Origin of the sequence: Streptomyces canarius (assembly GCF_014650735.1) — a bacterium.
Lineage (GTDB): Bacteria > Actinomycetota > Actinomycetes > Streptomycetales > Streptomycetaceae > Streptomyces > Streptomyces olivaceoviridis.
In genome coordinates this window covers 91,616-113,695 of the sequence record NZ_BMVN01000017.1, presented here as the reverse complement: position 1 = coordinate 113,695, position 22,080 = coordinate 91,616, and the positions used below count along the sequence as shown (strand labels likewise).

Sequence of the window (22,080 nt, the reverse complement as noted above, 5' to 3'; positions counted from 1 at the left end):
AGGACGCGTGAGCCGTCGCCGTTTCCCGTGGCTGTCGTCCCTCGTGGTCGCGACCGGCGCCGTGCTCACGGTGGTGCCGTTCCTCGACATGGTGATGACGTCCTTCAAGGGACCCGGTGAGTCCGGCACGCTGCCGTACCGGTTCCTGCCCCAGGCGTTCGACCTCTCCAACTACCGGGCTGCGGTCCGCCAGTTGGACCTGCCGGTGCTCTTCCGCAACAGCGTGGTCGCCACCGCGCTGATCACCGGGTCGGTGCTGCTCACGTCCTCCCTCGCGGGCTACGCGCTCGCCAAACTGCGCTTCCCCGGCCGGGACTTCGTCTTCCGCCTCGTGCTGTCCACGATGATGTTCCCGCCGTTCCTCTTCTTCATCCCGCACTTCCTGATCCTGGTGCACTGGCCGCTGGCGGGCGGCAACGACCTGTCCGGGCGCGGCGGTGCCGGCCTGACCGTCAGCATCGCGGCGCTCGCCATGCCGTTCCTCGTCAACGGCTTCGGGATCTTCCTGACCCGCCAGTTCATGGTCGCGATCCCGGACGAGGTGCTGGAGGCGGCGCGCATCGACGGCGCCGGCGAGTTCGCCGTGTGGTGGCGGATCGTGGTGCCGCAGACCAAGCCGGTCCTGGTCACGCTCGGGCTGCTGACCTTCGTCGACGCCTGGAACGAGTACATCTGGGCGCTGCTCGTCTCGACCGCCAACCCGGACGTGATGACCCTGCCCGTCGGCATCCAGCTGCTCCAGGACCACGTCGACCCGACCCGCACGATGCCCATCGTCATGGCCGGCCTCGTCCTGAGCATCCTGCCGGTCCTGCTCCTGTTCCTGCTCCTCCAGAAGTACTACGTCAGGGGCGTCATGCTCAGCGGCCTGAAGTGACCCCGGCCCCGCCGCCGGCCCCGGACAGCACGGTCAGAGCCCCACGATCCCGTTCCACCGCCGGGTGAACTCCGGGCGTTCCGTGGAGGTGATGTCGCGGGCGACGGCGAGGCGGCGGCGCATGCCGGAGTCCGGGAAGATCAGGGGGTTGTCGGCGAGGGCGGCCGTCTCCTCGTCCTTGGCGGCGGCCAGGACCTCGCGGGCCGCCGGCACCGGGCAGACGTAGTTCACCCAGGCGGCGAGCCGGGCGGCGACCTCGGGGGCGTAGTAGTAGTCGATCAGGCGCTCGGCGTTGGCCTTGTGGCGGGCCCGGTCGGGGATCATCAGGGAGTCCGACCACAGCTCGGCGCCCTCCTCGGGGACGACGAATCGGATGTCGGGGTTGTCCGCCTGGAGCTGGATGACGTCGCCGGAGTACGCCTGGCAGGCGAGGACGTCCCCGCTGACCAGGTCCTTGGTGTAGTCGTTGCCGGTGAACCGGCGTATCTGGCCGCGGCGGACCTGCCGCTCCACCTGGTCGCAGACCCGGTGGAAGTCGTCCGCGGTCCACCGGGTGATGTCGACGCCGTTGCCCTGCATGAGCAGCGCGAACGACTCGTCCAGGCCGGACAGCAGGGTCACGCGGCCCTTGAGGTCCTCGGCCCACAGGTCGGAGACCCGGCGTATGTCGCGGCCGAGCGCGCGGCGGTTGTAGGCGATGCCGGTGATGCCGGACTGCCAGGGCACGGTGAACCGGCGGCCCTTGTCGAAGGCGGGCGAGCGGAGCAGCGGGTCGAGGTGCCGCGCCACGTTCGGCTGGCGGGCGCGGTCCATATCCTGGACCCAGCCGAGCCGGACGTACCGGGCGCACATCCAGTCGCTGATGACGACCAGATCGCGGCCGGTGGAGCGGTGGCTCATCAGCGCGGGGCCGACCTTGCCGAAGAACTCGTCGTTGTCGTTGATCTCCTCGACGTAGTCGACGGAGATCCCGGTGCGCTTCTCGAACCCCTCCAGCGTGGGCCGCCGGCCGGGGTCGTCATCGTCGGTGTCGATGTAGAGCGGCCAGTTCGCCCAGGTCAGCTTCTTGTCACGCGCGGAGTCGTCGGCGGCGGCCCGGTCACCGGGCGCCACATAGGCCGCGGGCACCCCGCAGCCGCCCAGGGCACCGAGCACGGCGGTGCCCCCGAGGGCGGCGAGGAGGGAGCGGCGGGACAGCGGGGGCTTGCGGGAAGCAGTCTGGAACACCCCGGAAGCATGCCGTCCCACCGTGTCCACGGACAATCGGCTCAAGGAGCCGTCAGCCGTCCAGCGACGTCATCACGTGCTTGATGCGGGTGTAGTCCTCGAAGCCGTACGCCGACAGGTCCTTGCCGTAGCCGGACTTCTTGAAGCCGCCGTGCGGCATCTCGGCGACCAGCGGGATGTGGGTGTTGATCCACACGCAGCCGAAGTCGAGCTTCTTGGACATCCGCATCGCGCGGCCGTGGTCCTTGGTCCACACCGAGGACGCCAGGGCGTACTCGACGCCGTTGGCCCACTCGACGGCCTGGTCCTCGTCGGTGAAGGACTGGACGGTGATGACCGGGCCGAAGACCTCGTTCTGGATGATCTCGTCGTCCTGCTTCAGGCCGGAGACGACGGTCGGGGCGTAGAAGTAGCCCTTGTCGCCGACCTGCTGGCCGCCCGCCTCGACCTTGGCGTGGGCGGGGAGGCGCTCGATGAAGCCGGAGACCTGCTTGAGCTGGTTGGGGTTGTTCAGCGGGCCGAACAGCACGTCCTCGTCGTCCGGCTGGCCGGTCTTCGTCTCGGACGCGGCCTTGGCGAGCGCGGCCACGAACTCGTCGTGGATGGACTCCTGGACGAGGACGCGGGTGGCGGCCGTACAGTCCTGGCCGGCGTTGAAGAAGCCGGCCACGGAGATGTCCTCGACGGCCTTGGCGATGTCGGTGTCCTCGAAGACGACGACCGGGGCCTTGCCGCCCAGCTCCAGGTGGACCCGCTTGAGGTCCTTGGAGGCGGACTCGGCGACGGACATGCCGGCGCGCACGGAGCCGGTGATGGAGGCCATGGCCGGGACGTCGTGCTCGACCATCATGCGGCCGGTGTCGCGGTCGCCGCAGAGGACGTTGAAGACGCCCTTGGGCAGGATCGAGCCGATGATGTCGGCGATCAGGACGGTGGAGGCCGGGGTGGTGTCCGACGGCTTCAGGACGACCGTGTTGCCGGCGGCGATGGCCGGGGCGAACTTCCACACGGCCATCATCATCGGGTAGTTCCAGGGCGCGACCTGCGCGCAGACGCCGACCGGCTCACGGCGGATGATCGAGGTCATCCCGTCCATGTACTCGCCGGCCGAGCGGCCCTCCAGCATCCGGGCCGCGCCCGCGAAGAAGCGGATCTGGTCGACCATCGGCGGGATCTCCTCGGAGCGGGTGAGCCCGACCGGCTTGCCGGTGTTCTCCACCTCGGCCGCGATCAGCTCCTCGGCGCGCTCCTCGAAGGCGTCGGCGATCTTCAGGAGGGCCTTCTGCCGCTCGGCCGGCGTGGTGTCGCGCCAGCCCGGGAAGGCACGGGCGGCGGCCTCCATGGCGGCGTCCACGTCCGCCCGCCCGGACAGCGGCGCGGTGGCGTACGCCTCGCCCGTCGCCGGGTTGACCACCTCGGTGGTCCGTCCGTCGGCGGCGTCCCGGAACTCACCGTCGATGTAGTTGCGCAGACGACGCAGCTCGGTGCTCACTGCCGGCCTCCTGGTCTGGTTCAAGCTGTCCGATCTCTGAGACACCCACCCTAGTCGGCGTACCGACGTTTTCAACACCCCCACCCCGACCAGTTCTGCGAAATCCGCAAGGTCAGGTCTCGTAAACAACGAATTTCATCGATCAGGCCTTGCGAAACTGTCGAGACGTCGTGCACAGTGAGGCCGTGGCCAGTCGAAGCGCAGACCAGAGGGACTCGTCCCGCGAGTCCAGGAACGGCGGCAGTCCCCAGCTGGACGCCGTCTCCCTCGCCATCATCCAGCAGCTCCAGGAGGACGGCCGCCGGCCGTACGCCGCGATCGGCAAGGCCGTCGGTCTGTCCGAGGCGGCCGTGCGCCAGCGCGTGCAGAAGCTGCTGGACCAGGGCGTGATGCAGATCGTCGCCGTCACGGACCCGCTCACCGTGGGCTTCCGCCGGCAGGCGATGGTCGGCATCAACGCCGAGGGCGATGTCGAGAAGATCGCGGACGCGCTGACTGACATGTCGGAAGTCGAGTACGTGGTGATGACCGCGGGCTCGTTCGACATCCTCGCCGAGATCGTCTGCGAGGACGACGACCACCTGCTGGACGTCATCAACAAACGCATCCGGTCCCTGCCCGGAGTGCGCTCCACCGAGAGCTTCGTCTACCTGAAGCTCAAGAAGCAGACCTACATGTGGGGAACCCGATAACCGTGAGGACCCGATAACCGTGAGCAGCAAGGACCTCAGCCGCACCGCGTACGACCACCTGTGGATGCACTTCACCCGCATGTCCTCGTACGAGAACTCCCCCGTCCCGACCATCGTCCGGGGTGAGGGCACCTACATCTACGACGACAAGGGCAAGCGCTACCTCGACGGTCTCGCGGGTCTGTTCGTGGTCCAGGCCGGTCACGGCCGCACGGAACTCGCCGAGACCGCCTTCAAGCAGGCCCAGGAGCTCGCCTTCTTCCCGGTGTGGTCCTACGCCCACCCCAAGGCCGTCGAGCTGGCCGAGCGTCTCGCCGACTACGCCCCGGGCGACCTGAACAAGGTCTTCTTCACCACCGGCGGCGGCGAGGCCGTCGAGACCGCCTGGAAGCTCGCCAAGCAGTACTTCAAGCTCCAGGGCAAGCCGACCAAGTACAAGGTCATCTCCCGCGCGGTCGCCTACCACGGCACCCCGCAGGGCGCCCTGTCGATCACGGGCCTGCCGGCCCTGAAGGCCCCCTTCGAGCCGCTCGTCCCGGGCGCGCACAAGGTGCCGAACACCAACATCTACCGCGCCCCGATCCACGGTGACGACCCGGAGGCCTTCGGCCGCTGGGCCGCCGACCAGATCGAGCAGCAGATCCTCTTCGAGGGCCCGGACACCGTCGCCGCGGTCTTCCTGGAGCCGGTGCAGAACGCCGGCGGCTGCTTCCCGCCGCCCCCCGGCTACTTCCAGCGCGTGCGCGAGATCTGCGACCAGTACGACGTGCTGCTCGTGTCGGACGAGGTCATCTGCGCCTTCGGCCGTCTCGGCACGATGTTCGCCTGCGACAAGTTCGGCTACGTCCCGGACATGATCACCTGCGCCAAGGGCATGACCTCGGGCTACTCCCCGATCGGCGCGTGCATCGTCTCCGACCGGATCGCCGAGCCGTTCTACAAGGGCGACAACACCTTCCTGCACGGCTACACCTTCGGCGGCCACCCCGTGTCGGCCGCGGTGGGCCTCGCCAACCTCGACCTGTTCGAGCGCGAGAACCTCACCCAGCACGTGCTGGACAACGAGGGCGCCTTCCTGCGGACGCTCCAGAAGCTGCACGACCTGCCGATCGTCGGCGACGTCCGCGGCAACGGCTTCTTCTACGGCATCGAGCTGGTGAAGGACAAGAACACCAAGGAGTCCTTCAACGACGAGGAGACCGAGCGCGTCCTGTACGGCTTCCTCTCCAAGGCGCTGTTCGACAACGGCCTGTACTGCCGTGCCGACGACCGCGGCGACCCGGTCGTCCAGCTCGCCCCGCCGCTGATCTCCGACCAGGGGACCTTCGACGAGATCGAGCAGATCCTGCGGGCCACCCTCACGGAGGCGTGGACCAAGCTCTGATCATCCGACGGGATGACCGACCCCGGCCCCGGTGCCCTCCGTTCGAGTGAGAACGGCGGCCCGGGGCCGTGTGCTGTCCGGGCTCCCGTCCGGGACCTGCCTAGCGTGCCAGTGACCGATCAGCCCAGCCTTCGTTCCCTCGGACGGGGGAACAGGCACGGGAAAACGGATCTGAACCGAGGTGTACGCCCATGGAGGCTCCGCCGGACAACGACGTGCTCTGGGCACGCTCCCTGCACTTCAGCCACCGCGACGGCTCCCCCGGACTCGCCGGGGTCACGCTCGGCGTGCGGCAGGGCGAGATCCTCGCCGTCAGCGGCCCGCGCGGCAGCGGCAAGACGACCCTGCTGCGCTGCCTGTCCGGCCTGGAGCCGGTGCGGTGCGGCGAGGTGTGGTTCAACAGCTCCCCCGTGCACACGCTCGGCCCGATGGCCCGCGAGCGGCTGCGCCGGGAGCGCTTCGGCTGGATCGACCCGGAGCCGTTCCTGGTCCCCGAGCTGAACGTCTGGGAGAACGCCGCGCTCCCGCTGATGCTGCGCGGCGCCGGTCGCCGCCGGGCCAAGGTGGCCGCGCTGGAGTGGCTGGAGCGGCTGGACGTCGGCGAGAAGGCCCGCAGCCGCCCGCGCGACCTCCAGCACGCCGAACGCCAGCGCGTCGCCATCGCCCGCGCGCTCGCCCCCGGACCCACGGTCCTCTTCGCCGACGAGCCCACGGCCCCGCTGCACCGCGCCGACCGCGCCCACGTCCTGCGCACGCTCACCGCGGCGGCCCGCTCGCACGGCATCACGGTCGTCCTCGCCACGCACGACGCCGAGACCGCCGCGCTCGCCGACCGTACGGTGGCCCTGCTGGACGGGCGGCGCGTGCACACCGTGCACCTGCCGGACAGCCCCGACACGGAAGGCCGGGCCGCGTGCTCGCTCTCCGTCTGACCCGTGCCGCCCGGCCCGCCGTCCAGCTGCGCCGCCTGCTGGTCACCGCGGCCTCGGCGGGCACCGGTTTCCTGCTGCTGTCCAGCCTCGGCCACGCCCTGAACCACCCGGAGGCCGCGACCGCCTCCGCGCTGCGCCTGGCCTGGTGCGCGGTGCCGCTCGCCGCCACGGTGCACCTCGCGCTCGCGGTCGCCCGCACCGACCCCGGCACCCGGCCGCGCCCCGGCCTGTCCGCCGTGGGCCTGGGCCCGGCCCGCCTCATGGCCGTCTCCGCGCTGACGACGGCCCTGTCCTGCACCCTGGGCTCGCTGCTGGCCCTGCTGGTCTTCCTCCACCTGCGCGGCGACCTGACGGGCATGCCGTTCGACGGCGCGGCGGCGGACGTCCTGGCGGCCGACCGCTCCCTTCCGCTCCCGGCGACCCTGACCCTCCTCGCCCTGCTCCCGGTCACGGCGACGACGGCGGTGGCCCTGGCCCTGCGCCCGAGGGACCCGGTCCCCCCGCCCCGGACCGGCCGCGGCTTCGGCCGCTTCGGGGCGTACGGGGCGTCGCCGAGGAAGGAGACGTTCGGGACGGCGGGACGCTTCAGGGGACGGGCAGCGGGATCGAGGGCACCGGCCACGGCGGACTCGCGTACCGCGGGCGGTCGTACCGCCGGGGCGGCGGGCGCGGACGGCGACGCGTCGGCACCGGGTGCCGGAGCCGGCCCCGAGTCCCCCGCGCCGGCACCGGACACCGAGGTCCAGCCCCCCGCCGGCCTCCCCTGGGGCGTGGCCCTCGTCACCGCCGGACTGGCCGTACAGGCCTACGCCGGCCGCTCCACCCCCGCGCCCTCCCTCGCCGTGCTCCTCGGCTGGCTCCTCACCGCCACCGGTCTCGTCCTGGCCGGCCCCGGCCTCACCCACCTGTGCGGGCGGCTCCTCCAGTCCACCCGCCCGGGGGCGCTGAGGCTGCTCGCCGGCCGGGTGCTCATGGCGGAGGCCGCCCGGATCGGCCGCCCGCTGGGCGTGGTCTGCGCGGTGGCGTCCGCCGGCTACGCCATGACCGCCCTGTACGACGGCGCCGGCCCGGCCCCCGCCTTCGGCCCGCTGTCCGCCCTCGGCGCGCTCGTCGTCGCCGGCTGCACGCTCGCCACCCTCCTCACCGCGGCCGTGGAGGCCCGCCAGTGCCGCGCCGACACCGTCGCGGCGCTGCTCCGCCTCGGCGCGCCCGCCGCGATGCTGCGCGGCGCCGCCGTCCTGCGCGCCGCCGCCCTGCTGGCCCTGTTCGGCCCGCTCACCCTCGGGATCGCCGCGCTGTCGGCGCTGCCGCTGAACTGAAAAAACTTCGGCGGTCGCCGATGAGTCCGGCGCGGGCCGCCGGTCTACCCACCGAACGCGACGAACCGCGCACGACCCGGACGGAAGAGGCCCGCATGTACCAGCAGATGATCTTCGTGAACCTGCCCGTGAACGACCTGGACGCCTCGAAGAAGTTCTTCACGGAACTCGGCTACTCGATCAACCCGCAGTTCAGCGACGACAAGGCGGCCTCCGTGGTGATCAGCGACAGCATCGTCGCGATGCTGCTGACCAAGCCGTTCTACGCGACCTTCACCAAGAAGGAGATCGCCGACGCGACGACGACCAGCGAGGTGCTGATCTGCCTGAGCGCCGAGAGCCGCGAGAAGGTGGACGAGCTGGTCGACAAGGCCATCGCCGCCGGTGGCACGGCCAGCGGCGAGCCCCAGGACCAGGGCTTCATGTACGGCCGCGCCTTCGACGACCTCGACGGCCACACCTGGGAGGTCGTGTGGATGGACCCGGCGGCCGTCCAGGGCTGACCCGCGGTCCGAACATCCGTGCCAGCATGGGCGGGTGCAACCGACACCCGCCCAGCCGCACCGCGCCGCCCACGACCGCGAGATACAGTCCCTCGCCGAGTTCGACGAGGTGGTCGCCGAGCACGGCTCGCTGGCCCGGTTCCGGGTCCAGGCCGTCGACCTGACCAGCCGCACGGACGTCCTGCTCCGCCTCGACACCACGGGCGCCGTCTTCCTCGGCTGCCCGATGGACCCCGAGGCCGCCGCCCGGATCCGGGCGGCCGGGGCCCTGGTGTTCCCGCCGGTACCCGGGCTCCCGTTCGACCCGTACCGCGCCTTCCTCTACACGCCCGACGAGCTGTTCGAGTCGCTGGACGCGGGGTACGAGGTGACGCCGGACGCGCGCGCCTACGCCTGGTTCCAGCGGACGAAGGCCGACGGCGACGTCTTCTCCTCGATGCTCCGCGCGATCCACGACGACGCCGTCTCCGACGCCCTGGACGAACTCCTCGTCGGCGCCCGGGTGGTGGGCGTCATGGGCGGCCACGCGATGGCCCGGGGGACCGACGCGTACGCCGGTGCCGCCCGGCTCGGCCGCGAACTCGCCCGCGCCGGTTACACGGTCGCCACCGGCGGCGGACCGGGCGCGATGGAGGCCGCCAACCTCGGCGCCTACGCCGCTCCGTTCACCGACGACATGCTGGACGACGCGCTCCGGCTGCTCGCCAAGGCACCCTCGTTCCGGCCGTCGGTCGGCGAGTGGGCGCGCGCCGCGTTCGAGGTGCGCGAGCGCTGGCCGGGCGGCGGGGACTCGGTGGGCATCCCCACCTGGTTCTACGGCCACGAGCCGCCGAACGCCTTCGCCGCGCACATCGCCAAGTACTTCGCCAACGCCACCCGCGAGGACGGCCTGCTGGCCCGCTCCACCGCCGGGGTGGTCTTCCTGCCGGGCGCCGCCGGGACCGTGCAGGAGGTCTTCGACAACGCGACGCCCAACTACTACGAGTCGCGCGGCGAGCCGACCCCGATGGTGCTCGTGGACAGCGGGCACTGGACGCGGGAGCTGCCGGCCTGGCCGTTGCTCCGGTCGCTGGCGCGAGGGCGGGCGATGGAGTCCCGTATCGCCCTCGTTGACCGGATCGAGCAGGCTCCGGACGCGCTCAAACGTCTGGGTGGTTAATAAGCGGGCAAAGTCAACGGCCGTTCATGGCCCGTGCGTTGACACTTCTTATGGAGCGCTTATAAACCTGGGAGCCTCCCGGGGTTGCTGGGGCCTCAGCTGTCCATGCCTCATCCGACGCCTCAACTCCCCCTCCACCCCCCGCAATTGCACTCTGTAAAGGACAAACCTTGTCCATGACTCCGCGTAGCGTACGTCGTTCCGTGCGCGTTCTGGGTGTCGCCTCCGGGTCGGCGGCGCTGGTGCTGGGACTGGCCGGCTCCGCTCTCGCGTGCAACATCAAGGACTTCTCCGCCGAAGCCAAGTGCGACGGCGACAAGGGCGTCATCGTCGTCACCGACACGGACGCGTCCGCCAGGGACGCCACCGTCAGCGTCTTCCTCAAGGGCGTCGGCGGCGTCGAGACGAAGGTCGGCGAGCAGCCGGTCAAGGGGTCCAAGGAGGGTGCCTCGATCACCTTCGCCGAGGACTGGAAGCCGAGCGCCACCTACCGGATCCACGTCAAGGCCGGCGACATCGTCGACGAGGACGTCCAGCCGGACCTGGTGACCCCGTCCACCGCCTGCACCACCGAGAGCGAGACCCCGAAGCCGACGGCCAGCGCGACCCTGTCGCCGTCGCCGTCGTCCTCGCCGAGCAAGTCCGCCCCGGCCCAGCCGGCGACCCCGGCCCCGTCGGCCTCCGGGTCGAGCTCCGCCCCGGCCGGCACCGCCGAGAACGCGCCGTCCCCGGCGGCCGGTGAGTCCAACCTCGCCGAGACCGGCGCCAACTCCAACACCGGTCTGATAGCCGGCGTCGCGGCGCTCCTGGTCGTCGTCGGCGGTAGCGCCGTGTGGTTCGGCATGCGCCGCCGTGGGGCCGGCCGCAACGGCTGACCGCACCGCCGTACCGCGTCCCGGCCCGTCCCCCTGTGCCCAGGGGGGCGGGCCGGGGTGCGTCAGCCGAACGAGGTCCGCTCCAGCCAGAACTCCAGCACCTCGCGGTCGCCGAGCACCTCCAGGCCGGGCGCGTCCAGCGGCAGCCGGCGGTAGAAGGCGAGCAGCACCGAGGTGAGCGGGCCGCGCAGGGCGACCGTGGCCTTCTCGTGCCCGCGCCGCCAGCTCATCCCCTCCTCGCCCAGGTCGACGATCCACTCGGCGTTCAGGGCCGGGTCGGTGTCGGTGGCGTGCAGGTGGATCGAGCGCCGCGGGCCGCGCAGATCCCGTGCCGCCTCGTGGGGCGTGTTGCCCTGCACCCATTCCACGAGCTGGAGCCACTCGTCCAGCGCGTCCGCCGCGATGTCCGGCGCCACCTCGTAGGGCAGCCCGGCGGCGAGCGTCGCGTCGGCCCGGTGCACGGTGATCTCGCAGGCCATGCGGCGGGCCCAGAAGCCGGCGTTCAGCACCCCGGACCACGCCCACACCCCGGTGTCGGGGCCGGCCTCGCGCAGCGCGCCGACGACCAGGTCGCCGGTGTCGGCGAGCCACCGGTCCAGGGCCGCCGCGTCCCCGCGCTCCCGCGGACCGGCGCCCAGCGGCACGGTTTCCGGCGGGATGTTCTCCTGCGCCCGGGTGCGCACCAGGGCGTCCACCCAGCGCAGGGCGCCCCCCGTATGGCGTACGAGGTCTTCCAGCGACCAGTCGGGGCAGGTCGGCACGGTGGCGGACAGGTCGGCGCCCGAGGTCACCACTGCTCTCAACTGCTCGACCTGCTGGGCGATTGCGTCACAGTAACGGTCATGCGTGAGCAAAGGCATGGCCTCACTCTAGGATCTGTCGATCAGTCGAGCACGACGGTTTCGGCCACGTCGAACTCCACGCCGACCGACGCGCCGGGCTCCGGCGCGTCCCGGAGCGGGCAGGCCGCCTCCAGTCGCGGGCCGTCCGCCGGCTGGAGGCGGACGGCCACATGGGTGCCCTTGAAGGTGCGGGCGGTCACCGTGCACGCCAGGCCCTGGTCGGCGGGCACGAGCCGGACGCCGGCCGGGCGGACGAGGACCGTGCGGTGGCCCTGCGCGGAGCCCTCGGGCACCGGCAGCTTGCCCCACGGGCTGTCGGCGACCGAGTCGGCGACGGTCGCCGGGACCACGTTCTCGAAGCCGAGGAAGCGGGCCACGAACGCGTCGGCGGGCCGCTGCCACACCTCAAGCGGCGTCCCGGACTGGGCGATGCGCCCGTCCCGCATCACCACCACCCGGTCGGCCAGCGCGAACGCCTCTCCCTGGTCGTGGGTCACGGCGAGCACGGTCGTCCCCAACCGGCCGAACAGCTCCCGCAGTTCCACCACCAGCCGCTCCCGCAGCGAGCGGTCCAGCTGGCCCAGCGGCTCGTCCAGCATCAGCAGCCGGGGCCGGGGCGCGAGCGCCCGGGCGAGGGCCACGCGCTGCTGCTCGCCGCCGGACAGCGAGGCCACCGCCCGCCGGGCGGCGCCGGGCAGCCCGACCAGCTCCAGCAACTGGCGCACCTCGGCGTCCCGTTCGCCCTTGGCGACGCCGTGCATGCGCAGACCGAACGCCACGTTCGCGCCGACGTCCCGCTGCGGGAACAACTGGTGGTCCTGGAACATCAGTCCGACGCCCCGCTGGTGCGCGGGTACGCCCGTCTGGTCCCGGCCGTCGAGCAGGACGCGCCCGCCGGACAGGGGCTGGAGCCCGGCCACGGCCCGCAGCAGCGTGGACTTGCCGCTGCCGCTGGGGCCGAGCACGCACACCACTTCGTGCTCGGCGACATCGAGGCCGACGGTGTCGAGCACGGCTCGCCCGCCGAAGCGCACGGTCGCGGCATCCAGGCTCAGCAGCATCTAGAACTCCCCCGTCCGGTCGGTCCGCAGCCGCTCCAGGATGAGCAGCGCGGCGGCGCACACCACCATGAGAATCGTCGAAAGGGCCATCGCCTGGCCGTAGTTGAGGTCGCCGGGACGGCTGAGCAGCCGGGCCACCGCGACCGGGAGCGTCGGGTTGTCGGGCCGGGCGATGAACACGGTGGCCCCGAACTCGCCGAGCGACACGGCGAACGCGAACCCGGCCGCGACCAGCAACGCCCGCCGCACCAGCGGCAGATCCACCTCCCGCCACACCCGCCAGGGCGAGGCGCCCAGCACGGCCGCCGCCTCCCTGAGCCGGACGTCCACCGCGCGCAGCACGGGCAGCATGGTCCGTACGACGAACGGCGCGCCGACCAGTGCCTGGGCGAGCGGCACCAGGATCCAGGACTGGCGCAGGTCCAGCGGCGGCTTGTCGAGCGCGATCAGGAAGCCGAAGCCGACGGTCACGGCGGAGACGCCGAGCGGCAGCATCAACAGCGCGTCGAATCCCCGCACCAGCCGTCCCGCGTCCCGCCGGGCCAGCGCGGCGGCGGCGAGACCACCGATCATCACGGCGATGGCGGTGGCCGCGACCGCGTACTCCAGCGAGGTCCACACCGCGTGCGCGGGCGCCACCAGGAACGTACCGCCGTCCGCGTGGGTCAGCGCCCGGTAGTAGCCGAGGCCGGGCGCGTCCAGGGAGCGGCGGACGAGGACGGCGAGCGGCAGGACCAGCAGCAGCGCGACGACGGCGAGGACCGAGGCGAGCAGGGTCCACTGTCCGGCGCCGCGCGGGCGCCGGGCGGTCGCCTTCGGGTCCACGAGCCGCAGCGCGGTCTCCCGGCGCCGTACCGTCCAGGCGTGCACGGCGAGGACCGCGCCGACCGCCGCGAACTGGACCAGGGTGAGGACGGCGGCCGTGGACAGGTCGAAGACCTCAGAGGTCTGCCGGTAGATCTCCACTTCGAGGGTGGAGAAGGTGGGGCCGCCGAGGATCTGCACCACACCGAAGGAGGTGAAGGTGAACAGGAACACCATCAGGGCGGCGGCGGCCACGGCGGGCGCGAGCGCGGGCAGGGTGACCTTGCGCCAGGCCGTCAGCGGGGAGGCGCCCAGCATCCGGGCGGCCTCCTCCTGCCGGGGGTCGAGCTGCGCCCACAGCCCGCCCACGGTCCGCACAACGACCGCGAAGTTGAAGAAGACATGGGCCAGCAGGATCGCCCACACCGTGGTGTCCAGCCGTACCCCCCACAGCTCGTCCAGCAGCCCGCCCCGGCCGACCAGCGCCAGGAAGGCGCTGCCCACGACGACGGTCGGCAGCACGAACGGGACGGTGACGACGGCCCGCAGCAGGTGCTTGCCCGGGAAGTCGAGGCGGGCGAAGACGTAACCGGCGGGCAGGGCGAGCAGCAGGGTGAGCCCGGTGGAGGCGAGCGCCTGCCAGGTGGTGAACCACAGCACGTGCCGGATGTCCGGCTGGGTGACGACGTCCGCGATCCGCCCGAGGTGCCAGGCGCCGTCCGTCTTCAGCCCGCGCGCGACGATCGCGGCCACCGGCCACGCGAAGAACAGCGCGAAGAACGCGACGGGCAGGGCCATGAGGCCGAGCCGCGTCGCGTTCCCGCGCCTGTCCCTCGTGCGGGCGGTCACTTCAGTACGAGTGACGTCCACGACTTGACCCACTGGTCGCGGTTGGCGGCGATCTTGTCCGGGGCCATGGTCTCGGGATCCTTGGCGGCCGGCCCGTACTTCGTGAAGTCGGCGGGGACGGCGGCCCCCTCCACGACCGGGTAGACGAACATGTTCAACGGCATGTCCTGCTGGAACTCCTTGGTGAGCAGGAAGTCGAGGAACGCCTTGCCGCCCTTGGTGTTCTTCGCGTTGCTCAACAGCCCGGCGTACTCGGTCTGCCGGAAGCAGGTGCCGTACGCCACCCCGGTCGGGGCGGTGCTCGGCCGCTTCTTGGCGTAGATCACCTCGGCGGGCGGGGAGGAGGCGTACGACACCACGAGCGGCCGGTCACCGCCCGCCTTCCTGCCTTCGGAGGAGCCGGAGAACTCCTGGTAGTACGCCTGCTCCCAGCCGTCGACGACCTTGACGCCGTTGGCCTTCAGCTTCTTCCAGTAGCCCTGCCAGCCCCCGTCGCCGAACTGCGCGGCGCTGCCGAGCAGGAAGCCGAGGCCCGGAGAGGAGGTGGCCGCGTTCTCGGTGACGAGCAGGTTCTTGTACGCGGGCTCGGCGAGGTCGGCGAAGGACTGCGGTGGCGTCAGCTTGTGCGCGCTGAACCATGCCTTGTCGTAGTTGACGCAGATGTCGCCGGTGTCGACGGGCGTGACGCGGTGCTTGTCCTGGTCGACGCGGAACTCGGGCCGGACCGTGTCGTAGCCCTTGGCCTGGTACGGCTGGAAGAGCCCGTTGTCGAGCGCCCTGGACAGCAGGGTGTTGTCGACGCCGAAGAAGACGTCGCCCTGCGGGTTGTCCTTGGTCAGCACGGCCTTGTTGACGGCCTGCCCGGCGTCGCCGTCCTTGAGGACCCTGACCTTGTACCCGGACTGCTTCTCGAAGTCCTTCAGCACGTTCTTGGAGACGGCCCACGAGTCGTGGCTGACGAGGGTGACGGTCTGGGAGTCCGAGGACGACTGAGCGTCCGACGTACCGCACGCGGACAGGCCGATCAGGCCGAGCCCGACCGCCACGGCCACGAAGGTCTTGTTGTGCACTGGATGTCCTCCTGGGGTGGGCCAGGAAGAGACGCGGCCCTGCCCGGGCTCCGCTGGGGAGACCCGGGCAGGGCGCAACAGCTTGAGTGATGACCGAACTTCCTACCCAGAATGACCTGGGCGAGGTTCAGAGGGTCTGCGGCCCGGTGCCGCACTCTCAGCGCTGTGGCGCTCCCCTGTCGGAATATGAAGATATGTGGACGGGGTCAGATTACCGCTCGGTGGCCGCGAGCTGACCGCAGGCCCCGTCGATCTCCTGTCCCCGGGTGTCCCGGACGGTGACGGGCACGCCGTGCGCCGCGATGGCCTCCACGAACGCCTTCTCGTCCTCCGGCCGCGACGCGGTCCACTTCGACCCCGGCGTCGGGTTCAGCGGGATGAGGTTGACGTGCACGGGCTTGCCCTTCAGCAGCCGCCCGAGCCTGTCGCCCCGCCACGCCTGGTCGTTGATGTCGCGGATGAGCGCGTACTCGATGGACAGCCGGCGCCCGGACTTCTCGGTGTACTCGAAACCGGCGTCCAGCACCTCGCGCACCTTCCACCGCGTGTTCACGGGGACGAGGGTGTCGCGCAGTTCGTCGTCGGGGGCGTGCAGGGAGATCGCGAGCCGGCACTTGAGGCCCTCGTCGGCGAACCGGTGGATGGCCGGCACGAGCCCGACGGTGGAGACGGTGATCCCGCGCTGCGAGAGACCGAGGCCGTCCGGGGCCGGGTCGGTGAGCGCCCGGATGGCGCCGACGACCCGCTTGTAGTTGGCGAGGGGCTCGCCCATCCCCATGAAGACGATGTTGGACAGCCGCGCGGGCCCGCCGGGCACCTCACCGTCCCGCAGCGCCCGCATGCCGTCCACGATCTGGTGGACGATCTCCGCGGTGGACAGGTTCCGGTCCAGCCCGGCCTGCCCGGTCGCGCAGAACGGGCAGTTCATACCGCACCCGGCCTGCGAGCTGATGCACATGGTGACCCGGTCCGGGTACCGCATGAGCACGGACTCGACCAGCGTCCCGTCGAACAGCCGCCACAGCGTCTTGCGCGTGGTGCCCTGATCGGTGGACAGATGCCGGACGACGGTCATCAACTCCGGGAACAGCGCCTCCTGGAGCTTGGCGCGGGAACCGGCGGGGATGTCGGTCCACTGCTCCGGGTCGTGCGCGTACCGCGCGAAGTAGTGCTGCGAGAGCTGCTTGGCACGGAACGGCTTCTCACCGATCCCGGCCACGGCGTCCTTGCGCTCGGCGGGCGTGAGGTCGGCGAGATGCCGCGGCGGCTTCTTGGCTCCGCGCGGCGCGACGAAAGTGAGTTCTCCGGGCTTGGGCATGGTCCTACCAGTGTCGCAGATCCACACGGGTGGCCCGGCGAGTGTGTGGCGCGGCCGTTCCTAGTCGCCGTCGGTGTCCCCGCTCCGGTTCCGGCTCCGGCTCTTCTGGGCGCTGCTCACCAGTTCGCCCGCGCCGCGCGTGAGGGCCGCGACGATCCTGACCCAGCGCGGGCCGCCGCGCTCCGCCCACACCACGCACACGCAGCCGCCGAGGACGAGCACCAGGACGCCGAGCAGTAGAAAGACCATGTTCCCCCCTGTGTTCCCACGTACCTTGCCATGCGACGTGTCACCACGTCACGGGCAGGGTCCTCGGCCCGCGGATCAGCCCCCGCCGTTGGAACTCCACCTCCTCGGGCGGCACGGCCAGGCGGATGCCGGGGAAGCGGGTGAGTACGGCGCCGATCATGACCTCGGCCTCCATGCGGGCCATGACGGCGGCCAGGCAGTGGTGCGGGCCGTGCCCGAAGGCCACGTGGGCCAGGTTGTCGCGGTCGAAGTCCAGGGCGTCCGGGTCGGGGAAGACCTCGGGGTCGCGGTTGGCGGCGAGGTAGGCGTTGTAGACGACGTCACCGGCCCGGATCAGCCGGCCGCCGACCTCCACGTCCTCCGTGGCGACGCGGGGGATGCCGACGCCGTTGCGGTGCGGGACGTAGCGGAACAGTTCCTCCACGGCCCGGGGCAGCAACTCCGGCTCGCGGCGCAGCCGGTGGAGGTGGCCGGGGTGGGTGAGCAGCGCGTACATCATCGAACCGCTGTTGTTGCGGACCGCGTGGCCGCCGCTGACCTGGACGGCGATGGCGAGGGAGACCGCCTCGTCGTCGGTGATCTCGCCGGCCTCGGCGGCCCGCGCCAGCACGCCCGCCAGATCGTCGCGGGGGTCCTCTCGGCGCCTTCGGAGCAGTTCGGTGATCCGGGACCGGGTGGTCCGGGCCGCCTGCCTGGCCCGCTCCTCCGACTCGGCTCCCGCGGACAGCAGGGCCTCGCCCGTCGCGGCCCAGCGGTGCCAGTCCTTCTCCGCCACGCCGAGGAAGTCGTGGAGCACGGCGACCGGGAAGGGGCCGTGCAGGTGTTCCATGAGGTCGGCCGGGGCGCCGGCGCGTTCCATCCCGTCGAGCAGGCCCGCGGCCCTGCGCTCCGCGAGCGGTCGCAGCCGCCGCATGCTCCGCCCGGTGAACGCGCGGGCGACGACCCCGCGCAGCCGGGTGTGCCGGGGCGGATCGATGTACTGAAGGCCCGCCGTCTGCGAGGCCACCGGCACCGGGCGCATGGTGGTGACGGCGCGGCCGACGACCTGTTCCCGGGAGAAACGCGGGTCCGAGGTGACGAACCGGACGTCCTCGTACCGTGTGACCAGCCACGCGCACCCCTCGCCGTACGGCAGCCTGATCCGCGCGACCGGCTCCTCACGCGCCAGCACGTCCAGAAACGGATCGGGAACGAGCGCGGGCAGATCCTCGACGGGCCAGAACCGGATGGGCGGGGGTGGCGGGGTGGAGACGTGGCCGGGGCCGGGACCGGGGCCAGCGGGGGCGAGGGCCGGGTCGGACGGGGCGGGCGTCGGGTCGAGGGGCATCGGCTCACTCCCTGCTGCGTCACCGGGCGGCGGTGGAACGGCCGTCCTCTGAGGGAGTCTGCCGCGCGCCGGCGCCACCCGCCGACTCCTGCTGCGGCATCCGGGTGCGGAGGTGTCCGAGCACGGTGCCGGCCGCCGACTCCCACTGCGGCATCCAAACGCGGAGACGCCCGAACACCACCCCAGCCACCGACACCCGCCGCCCCATCCGGGGACGGCGGAGTGGTCCGGGTACGACAACGGCCCCCGCCCTGTGCAAAGGCGGAGGCCGAAGAGACGTACCGTACGGCTCACGTGGAGCCGACGAAGATCACCATCAGCAGCCACACCACCGGCGCCGTGGGCAGCAGCGAGTCGAGCCGGTCCATGATGCCGCCGTGCCCGGGAAGCAGGGTGCCCATGTCCTTGATGCCCAGGTCCCGCTTGATCATGGATTCGCCGAGGTCGCCCAGCGTGGCGCTGGCCGCGACCGCGAGGCCCAGCAGCAGGCCCTGCCACCAGCTGCCGCCGTCGATCAGGAACTGCATGCACAGCGCACCGGCGACCATCGCGAACAGCACCGCGCCCAGCAGCCCCTCGCGGGTCTTGCCGGGGCTGATGCGCGGCGCGAGCTTGTGCTTGCCGAAGCGCCAGCCGACCGCGTAGGCACCGGTGTCGCTCACGACCGTCAGGATCAGGAAGGTGAGCACCCGCCAGGGACCGTCGTCGGCGGTGAGCATCATCGCGACGAACGTGGCCAGGAACGGCACGTAGAACGCGGCGAAGAGGCCCGCCGTGACGTCCCTGAGGTAGTTCTCCGGCGGCTCCGTCATCCGCCAGACCAGCGCGGCCAGCGCCGTCAGCGCCATGGCGACCCACGCGCCCTCGGCCCCGCGCACATAGCCGGCGACGACCATCGCCGCGCCGCCGACCGCGAGCGGCACCAGCGGCGCCTTGATGCCCTTGCGCTCCTGGAGCCTGCTGGTCAGCTCCCACAGGCCGACGACGACGGCGACCGCGATCACGCCGACGAACACGGCCTTGACGATGAACAGGGACGCGACGATCACCACACCGAGCCCGACGCCGACGCCTATGGCCGCGCTCAGGTCACGGCCCGCGCTCTTCTTCTGCGGCGCTGGCGCCGGCTGCGGGACGTCGGGCATGGGCTCCGGGTTCTGGGTCTCGGCCGGGAGTTCCCGGGCCTGGAACGTCTCGTCTCGGAACAAGGGGCCGCTCAGTCGAGCGGCCCCCCGGTCGTCGTCCTGGTCTCCTCCGCCGTACGCGGGGGCGTCGGGCACGATGGGCATGGGGCGAGTCAGCTGCGCCTCAGGCGCATCGTATGCGGGACCCGCCGGGCCGGCCCCCGGGACAGGCTGGGCGGGCCCACCGCCGGTGGGCCCCCAGTACCCGGCCTGGCCCGCCGATGGCGGCGCCCCCCAGGAAGAGTCGCTCATCAGACTTCGAGCAGCTCCGCTTCCTTGTGCTTGAGGAGCTCGTCCACCTGGGCGACGTACTTCGCCGTGGTGTCGTCGAGCTCCTTCTCCGCACGACGGCCCTCGTCCTCGCCGACCTCGCCGTCCTTGATCAGCTTGTCGATGGCGTCCTTGGCCTTGCGGCGCACCGAGCGGATCGAGACCTTGGCGTCCTCGCCCTTGCCCTTGGCGACCTTGATGTACTCGCGGCGGCGCTCCTCGGTCAGCTCGGGGAACACCACCCGGATGATGTTGCCGTCGTTGCTGGGGTTGACGCCCAGGTCGGAGTCGCGGATGGCCTGCTCGATGTTGCGCAGAGCGCTCTTGTCGAACGGGGTCACGACCGCCATGCGCGGCTCCGGCACGGAGAACGAGGCCAGCTGGTTGATCGGCGTCGGGGCACCGTAGTAGTCGGCCACGATCTTGTTGAACATCGCCGGGTGCGCACGGCCGGTGCGGATCGCGGCGAAGTCCTCCTTGGCGACCACGACGGCCTTCTCCATCTTCTCCTCGGCTTCGAGGAGGGTCTCTTCGATCACCACTTGCTCCTGCGTGTCTTGAGTAAGGCCCGGCTGCGGTTCCTGAACTCGGTCGGCGGCCGGCTGCGTCGCGTCTTCTTCCTGCACGGTTCCCGACCGGCAGGACATTGTCCATCCCCCGGCCGGGGTCCGGCCCCCTCACAGGGCCGCACATCACCGGCCGGGTCGGTACCGGGTCAGTCCCGGCTGCCCTGGTCACCCACCAGCGTGCCGATCTTCTCACCCTTGACGGCGCGGGCGATATTGCCCTCCGCGAGAAGCTCGAAGACGAGGATCGGGAGCTTGTTGTCGCGGCACAGCGTGATGGCGGTGGCGTCGGCGACCTTGAGGTCGCGGGTGATGACCTCGCCGTAGCCGAGGGCGTCGAACTTGACGGCGTCGGGGTTGGTCTTGGGGTCGGAGTCATAGACCCCGTCCACGCCGTTCTTGCCCATGAGCAGCGCCTCGGCGTCGATCTCCAGGGCGCGCTGGGCGGCGGTGGTGTCGGTGGAGAAGTAGGGCATGCCCATACCGGCGCCGAAGATGACCACGCGGCCCTTCTCCAGGTGGCGCACGGCACGCAGCGGGATGTACGGCTCGGCGACCTGGCCCATGGTGATGGCGGTCTGCACACGCGACTGGATGCCCTCCTTCTCCAGGAAGTCCTGGAGGGCGAGGCAGTTCATCACGGTGCCGAGCATGCCCATGTAGTCGGAGCGGGCGCGGTCCATGCCGCGCTGCTGGAGTTCGGCGCCACGGAAGAAGTTGCCGCCGCCGATGACGACCGCGATCTGGGCGCCGTCACGCACGACGGCCGCGATCTCACGGGCGATCTTGTGCACCACGTCCGGGTCGACGCCCAGGCCCCCGCCACCGGAGAAGGCCTCTCCGGACAGCTTCAGCAGAAACCGGCCGCGTACTTTGCCGTCGTCGCTCTTCTGGGCCTTGGTGGTCATGGGGATCCCAACTCTTTCACGTGTTGCACATACGAAGAAGGCCATTGCCGATGGGGTTGCTTTTCGCTCCCATACGCGGCAATGGCCTCCTCGTCAGATCTGCTGCCGTCCGCCTCACGCCGGGGTGTGGCGGTGTGCGCGGACGACTGCGGTCGACCCTATCGGGATTTCCTCGTGGATTTCTCCGGGGGTCGCGCGTCGATCGCGGTACGGACTCAGATGCCGACCTTGATGCGCGAGAAGCGCTTCAGGGTGACACCGGCCTCGTCCAGCACCTTCTGGACCGACTTCTTGTTGTCGAGCGCGTACGGCTGGCCGAGCAGCGTGGCGTCCTTGAAGAAGCCGTTGAGGCGACCCTCGACGATCTTGGCGATCGCGGCCTCGGGCTTGCCCTCGGCGCGGGTGGTCTCCTCGGCGATGCGGCGCTCGGACTCGACGACGTCGGCCGGCACGTCCTCCTTGGAGAGGTACTTCGGCGCGAAGGCGGCGATGTGCTGGGCGACGCCCTTGGCGATCTCGGCGTTCGGCTTGTCGAGCTCGACCAGGACACCGATCTGCGGGGGCAGGTCGGGCATGGTGCGGTGCATGTAGGCGGTGACGTAGCCGTCGGCGAACTGCGCGAAGCGGTCCAGGACGATCTTCTCGCCGAGGTTGGCGTTGGCCTCGTCCACGAACGCCTGGACGGTCTTGCCGGGCTCGATCTCGGAGGCCAGCAGGGCCTGGAGGTCGGCCGGGTTCGTCTTGGCGACGTGCTCGGCGATGGCGTTGGCCACGGCCTGGAACTTCTCGCCCTTGGCGACGAAGTCCGTCTCGCACTTCAGCTCGACCAGGACACCGGAGGAGTTGTCGTCGGCGATGATGGAGACCACGGCGCCGTTCTCGGCGGAGCGGCCCTCGCGCTTGGCGACGCCCTTCTGGCCCTTGATGCGCAGCGCCTCGACGGCCTTCTCGACGTTGCCCTCGGCCTCGTCCAGCGCCTTCTTGCAGTCCATCATGCCGGCGCCGGTCAGCTCACGGAGCTTCTTGACGTCGGCGGCGGTGTAGTTCGCCATGAGTCTGTGAGTCTTTCTCGAAGTCTGGTTTAGATCCGCACGGTCGCGACCCACATGTAGTCGCGGACCGCGTACGTCGTGCCGACCTACGGGTGAACAGCGGGGGCGGAGTCATGTCCC

Annotated in this window: 21 protein-coding genes; 8 read left to right on the top strand and 13 right to left on the bottom strand. The window is 71.2% G+C overall.

Annotated elements, in window-relative coordinates; genetic code table 11:
- The first annotated feature begins 7 nt into the window (after positions 1 to 7).
- A complete protein-coding gene (locus IE294_RS24030; protein WP_189889354.1) occupies positions 8 to 877 on the top strand; it encodes a carbohydrate ABC transporter permease in 870 nt (289 codons plus the stop codon).
- A gap of 33 nt (positions 878 to 910) precedes the next feature.
- Here the strand turns inward: IE294_RS24030 and IE294_RS24025 are convergent, their stop codons facing one another.
- Both IE294_RS24025 and IE294_RS24020 read right to left on the bottom strand, forming a co-directional pair.
- Positions 911 to 2,104 carry a polyamine ABC transporter substrate-binding protein gene (locus IE294_RS24025; RefSeq protein WP_189889352.1) on the bottom strand — a complete coding sequence of 398 codons (1,194 nt, stop codon included), beginning with the start codon at positions 2,102 to 2,104 and terminating at the stop codon, positions 911 to 913.
- A 52-nt stretch (positions 2,105 to 2,156) separates the two neighbouring features.
- Entirely contained in the window at positions 2,157 to 3,596 is a 1,440-nt protein-coding gene (locus IE294_RS24020) for a gamma-aminobutyraldehyde dehydrogenase (protein ID WP_189889350.1), read from the bottom strand.
- Between the two features lie 170 nt (positions 3,597 to 3,766).
- Here IE294_RS24020 and IE294_RS24015 point away from each other — a divergent pair, with 170 nt between their 5' ends.
- From IE294_RS24015 to IE294_RS23985, 7 genes are all read left to right on the top strand, one after another.
- Positions 3,767 to 4,288, top strand: a complete 522-nt coding sequence (locus IE294_RS24015) for an Lrp/AsnC family transcriptional regulator (protein ID WP_041665515.1) — start codon at positions 3,767 to 3,769, stop codon at positions 4,286 to 4,288.
- A gap of 19 nt (positions 4,289 to 4,307) precedes the next feature.
- Positions 4,308 to 5,672 (top strand): aspartate aminotransferase family protein, encoded by a 1,365-nt coding sequence (locus tag IE294_RS24010; RefSeq protein ID WP_058082068.1) that lies wholly within the window; start codon positions 4,308 to 4,310, stop codon positions 5,670 to 5,672.
- Positions 5,673 to 5,863: 191 nt separating this feature from the next.
- Entirely contained in the window at positions 5,864 to 6,604 is a 741-nt protein-coding gene (locus tag IE294_RS24005; RefSeq protein ID WP_189889348.1) for an ABC transporter ATP-binding protein, read from the top strand.
- Positions 6,586 to 7,923, top strand: a complete 1,338-nt coding sequence (locus IE294_RS24000) for a hypothetical protein (RefSeq protein WP_189889346.1) — start codon at positions 6,586 to 6,588, stop codon at positions 7,921 to 7,923. Before IE294_RS24005 ends, IE294_RS24000 begins: the two co-directional genes overlap by 19 nt.
- A gap of 95 nt (positions 7,924 to 8,018) precedes the next feature.
- Complete coding sequence (locus IE294_RS23995) at positions 8,019 to 8,426, top strand: VOC family protein (RefSeq protein WP_189889344.1); 408 nt, start codon at positions 8,019 to 8,021, stop codon at positions 8,424 to 8,426.
- 34 nt (positions 8,427 to 8,460) lie between these two features.
- Positions 8,461 to 9,585 carry an LOG family protein gene (locus tag IE294_RS23990; protein ID WP_189889342.1) on the top strand — a complete coding sequence of 375 codons (1,125 nt, stop codon included), beginning with the start codon at positions 8,461 to 8,463 and terminating at the stop codon, positions 9,583 to 9,585.
- Between the two features lie 176 nt (positions 9,586 to 9,761).
- The gene (locus IE294_RS23985) at positions 9,762 to 10,460 is read left to right on the top strand and encodes an LAETG motif-containing sortase-dependent surface protein (protein ID WP_189889340.1); all 699 of its coding nucleotides are present in this window, start codon (positions 9,762 to 9,764) and stop codon (positions 10,458 to 10,460) included.
- A 62-nt stretch (positions 10,461 to 10,522) separates the two neighbouring features.
- Here the strand turns inward: IE294_RS23985 and IE294_RS23980 are convergent, their stop codons facing one another.
- The 11 genes from IE294_RS23980 to tsf form a co-directional block, all read right to left on the bottom strand.
- Positions 10,523 to 11,320 (bottom strand): maleylpyruvate isomerase family mycothiol-dependent enzyme, encoded by a 798-nt coding sequence (locus tag IE294_RS23980; RefSeq protein WP_189889338.1) that lies wholly within the window; start codon positions 11,318 to 11,320, stop codon positions 10,523 to 10,525.
- A 23-nt stretch (positions 11,321 to 11,343) separates the two neighbouring features.
- Complete coding sequence (locus IE294_RS23975) at positions 11,344 to 12,363, bottom strand: ABC transporter ATP-binding protein (RefSeq protein WP_189889336.1); 1,020 nt, start codon at positions 12,361 to 12,363, stop codon at positions 11,344 to 11,346.
- A complete protein-coding gene (locus IE294_RS23970) occupies positions 12,364 to 13,965 on the bottom strand; it encodes an ABC transporter permease (protein ID WP_189889334.1) in 1,602 nt (533 codons plus the stop codon).
- Positions 13,966 to 14,012: 47 nt separating this feature from the next.
- The gene (locus IE294_RS23965; RefSeq protein WP_189889332.1) at positions 14,013 to 15,086 is read right to left on the bottom strand and encodes a thiamine ABC transporter substrate-binding protein; all 1,074 of its coding nucleotides are present in this window, start codon (positions 15,084 to 15,086) and stop codon (positions 14,013 to 14,015) included.
- Between the two features lie 211 nt (positions 15,087 to 15,297).
- Positions 15,298 to 16,404, bottom strand: coding sequence for a dual-specificity RNA methyltransferase RlmN (gene rlmN, locus IE294_RS23960; protein WP_014675289.1), 1,107 nt, complete (start codon positions 16,402 to 16,404; stop codon positions 15,298 to 15,300).
- 60 nt (positions 16,405 to 16,464) lie between these two features.
- Positions 16,465 to 16,653, bottom strand: coding sequence for a hypothetical protein (locus IE294_RS23955; protein ID WP_189889330.1), 189 nt, complete (start codon positions 16,651 to 16,653; stop codon positions 16,465 to 16,467).
- 40 nt (positions 16,654 to 16,693) lie between these two features.
- Complete coding sequence (locus IE294_RS23950) at positions 16,694 to 17,980, bottom strand: cytochrome P450 (RefSeq protein ID WP_189889329.1); 1,287 nt, start codon at positions 17,978 to 17,980, stop codon at positions 16,694 to 16,696.
- Between the two features lie 290 nt (positions 17,981 to 18,270).
- Positions 18,271 to 19,416: a phosphatidate cytidylyltransferase gene (locus IE294_RS23945; protein WP_189889327.1), complete on the bottom strand. Its 1,146-nt coding sequence runs from the start codon at positions 19,414 to 19,416 to the stop codon at positions 18,271 to 18,273.
- Positions 19,416 to 19,973, bottom strand: coding sequence for a ribosome recycling factor (gene frr / locus IE294_RS23940; RefSeq protein WP_014675285.1), 558 nt, complete (start codon positions 19,971 to 19,973; stop codon positions 19,416 to 19,418). Before frr ends, IE294_RS23945 begins: the two co-directional genes overlap by 1 nt.
- A gap of 176 nt (positions 19,974 to 20,149) precedes the next feature.
- A complete protein-coding gene (pyrH, locus tag IE294_RS23935) occupies positions 20,150 to 20,908 on the bottom strand; it encodes a UMP kinase (RefSeq protein WP_014675284.1) in 759 nt (252 codons plus the stop codon).
- A gap of 215 nt (positions 20,909 to 21,123) precedes the next feature.
- Entirely contained in the window at positions 21,124 to 21,960 is an 837-nt protein-coding gene (tsf, locus tag IE294_RS23930; protein ID WP_189889325.1) for a translation elongation factor Ts, read from the bottom strand.
- Positions 21,961 to 22,080: the final 120 nt, after the last annotated feature.

Coding starts and splice junctions, on each gene's coding strand:
- IE294_RS24005 (WP_189889348.1), top strand. CDS start 5,864: ATGGAGGCTCCGCCGGACAACGACGTGCTCTGGGCACGCTCCCTGCAC.
- rlmN (WP_014675289.1), bottom strand. CDS start 16,404: ATGCCCAAGCCCGGAGAACTCACTTTCGTCGCGCCGCGCGGAGCCAAG.
- IE294_RS23995 (WP_189889344.1), top strand. CDS start 8,019: ATGTACCAGCAGATGATCTTCGTGAACCTGCCCGTGAACGACCTGGAC.
- pyrH (WP_014675284.1), bottom strand. CDS start 20,908: ATGACCACCAAGGCCCAGAAGAGCGACGACGGCAAAGTACGCGGCCGG.
- IE294_RS23945 (WP_189889327.1), bottom strand. CDS start 19,416: ATGAGCGACTCTTCCTGGGGGGCGCCGCCATCGGCGGGCCAGGCCGGG.
- IE294_RS23950 (WP_189889329.1), bottom strand. CDS start 17,980: ATGCCCCTCGACCCGACGCCCGCCCCGTCCGACCCGGCCCTCGCCCCC.
- IE294_RS23955 (WP_189889330.1), bottom strand. CDS start 16,653: ATGGTCTTTCTACTGCTCGGCGTCCTGGTGCTCGTCCTCGGCGGCTGC.
- IE294_RS23975 (WP_189889336.1), bottom strand. CDS start 12,363: ATGCTGCTGAGCCTGGATGCCGCGACCGTGCGCTTCGGCGGGCGAGCC.
- tsf (WP_189889325.1), bottom strand. CDS start 21,960: ATGGCGAACTACACCGCCGCCGACGTCAAGAAGCTCCGTGAGCTGACC.
- IE294_RS23985 (WP_189889340.1), top strand. CDS start 9,762: ATGACTCCGCGTAGCGTACGTCGTTCCGTGCGCGTTCTGGGTGTCGCC.
- IE294_RS23970 (WP_189889334.1), bottom strand. CDS start 13,965: ATGGCCCTGCCCGTCGCGTTCTTCGCGCTGTTCTTCGCGTGGCCGGTG.
- IE294_RS23980 (WP_189889338.1), bottom strand. CDS start 11,320: ATGCCTTTGCTCACGCATGACCGTTACTGTGACGCAATCGCCCAGCAG.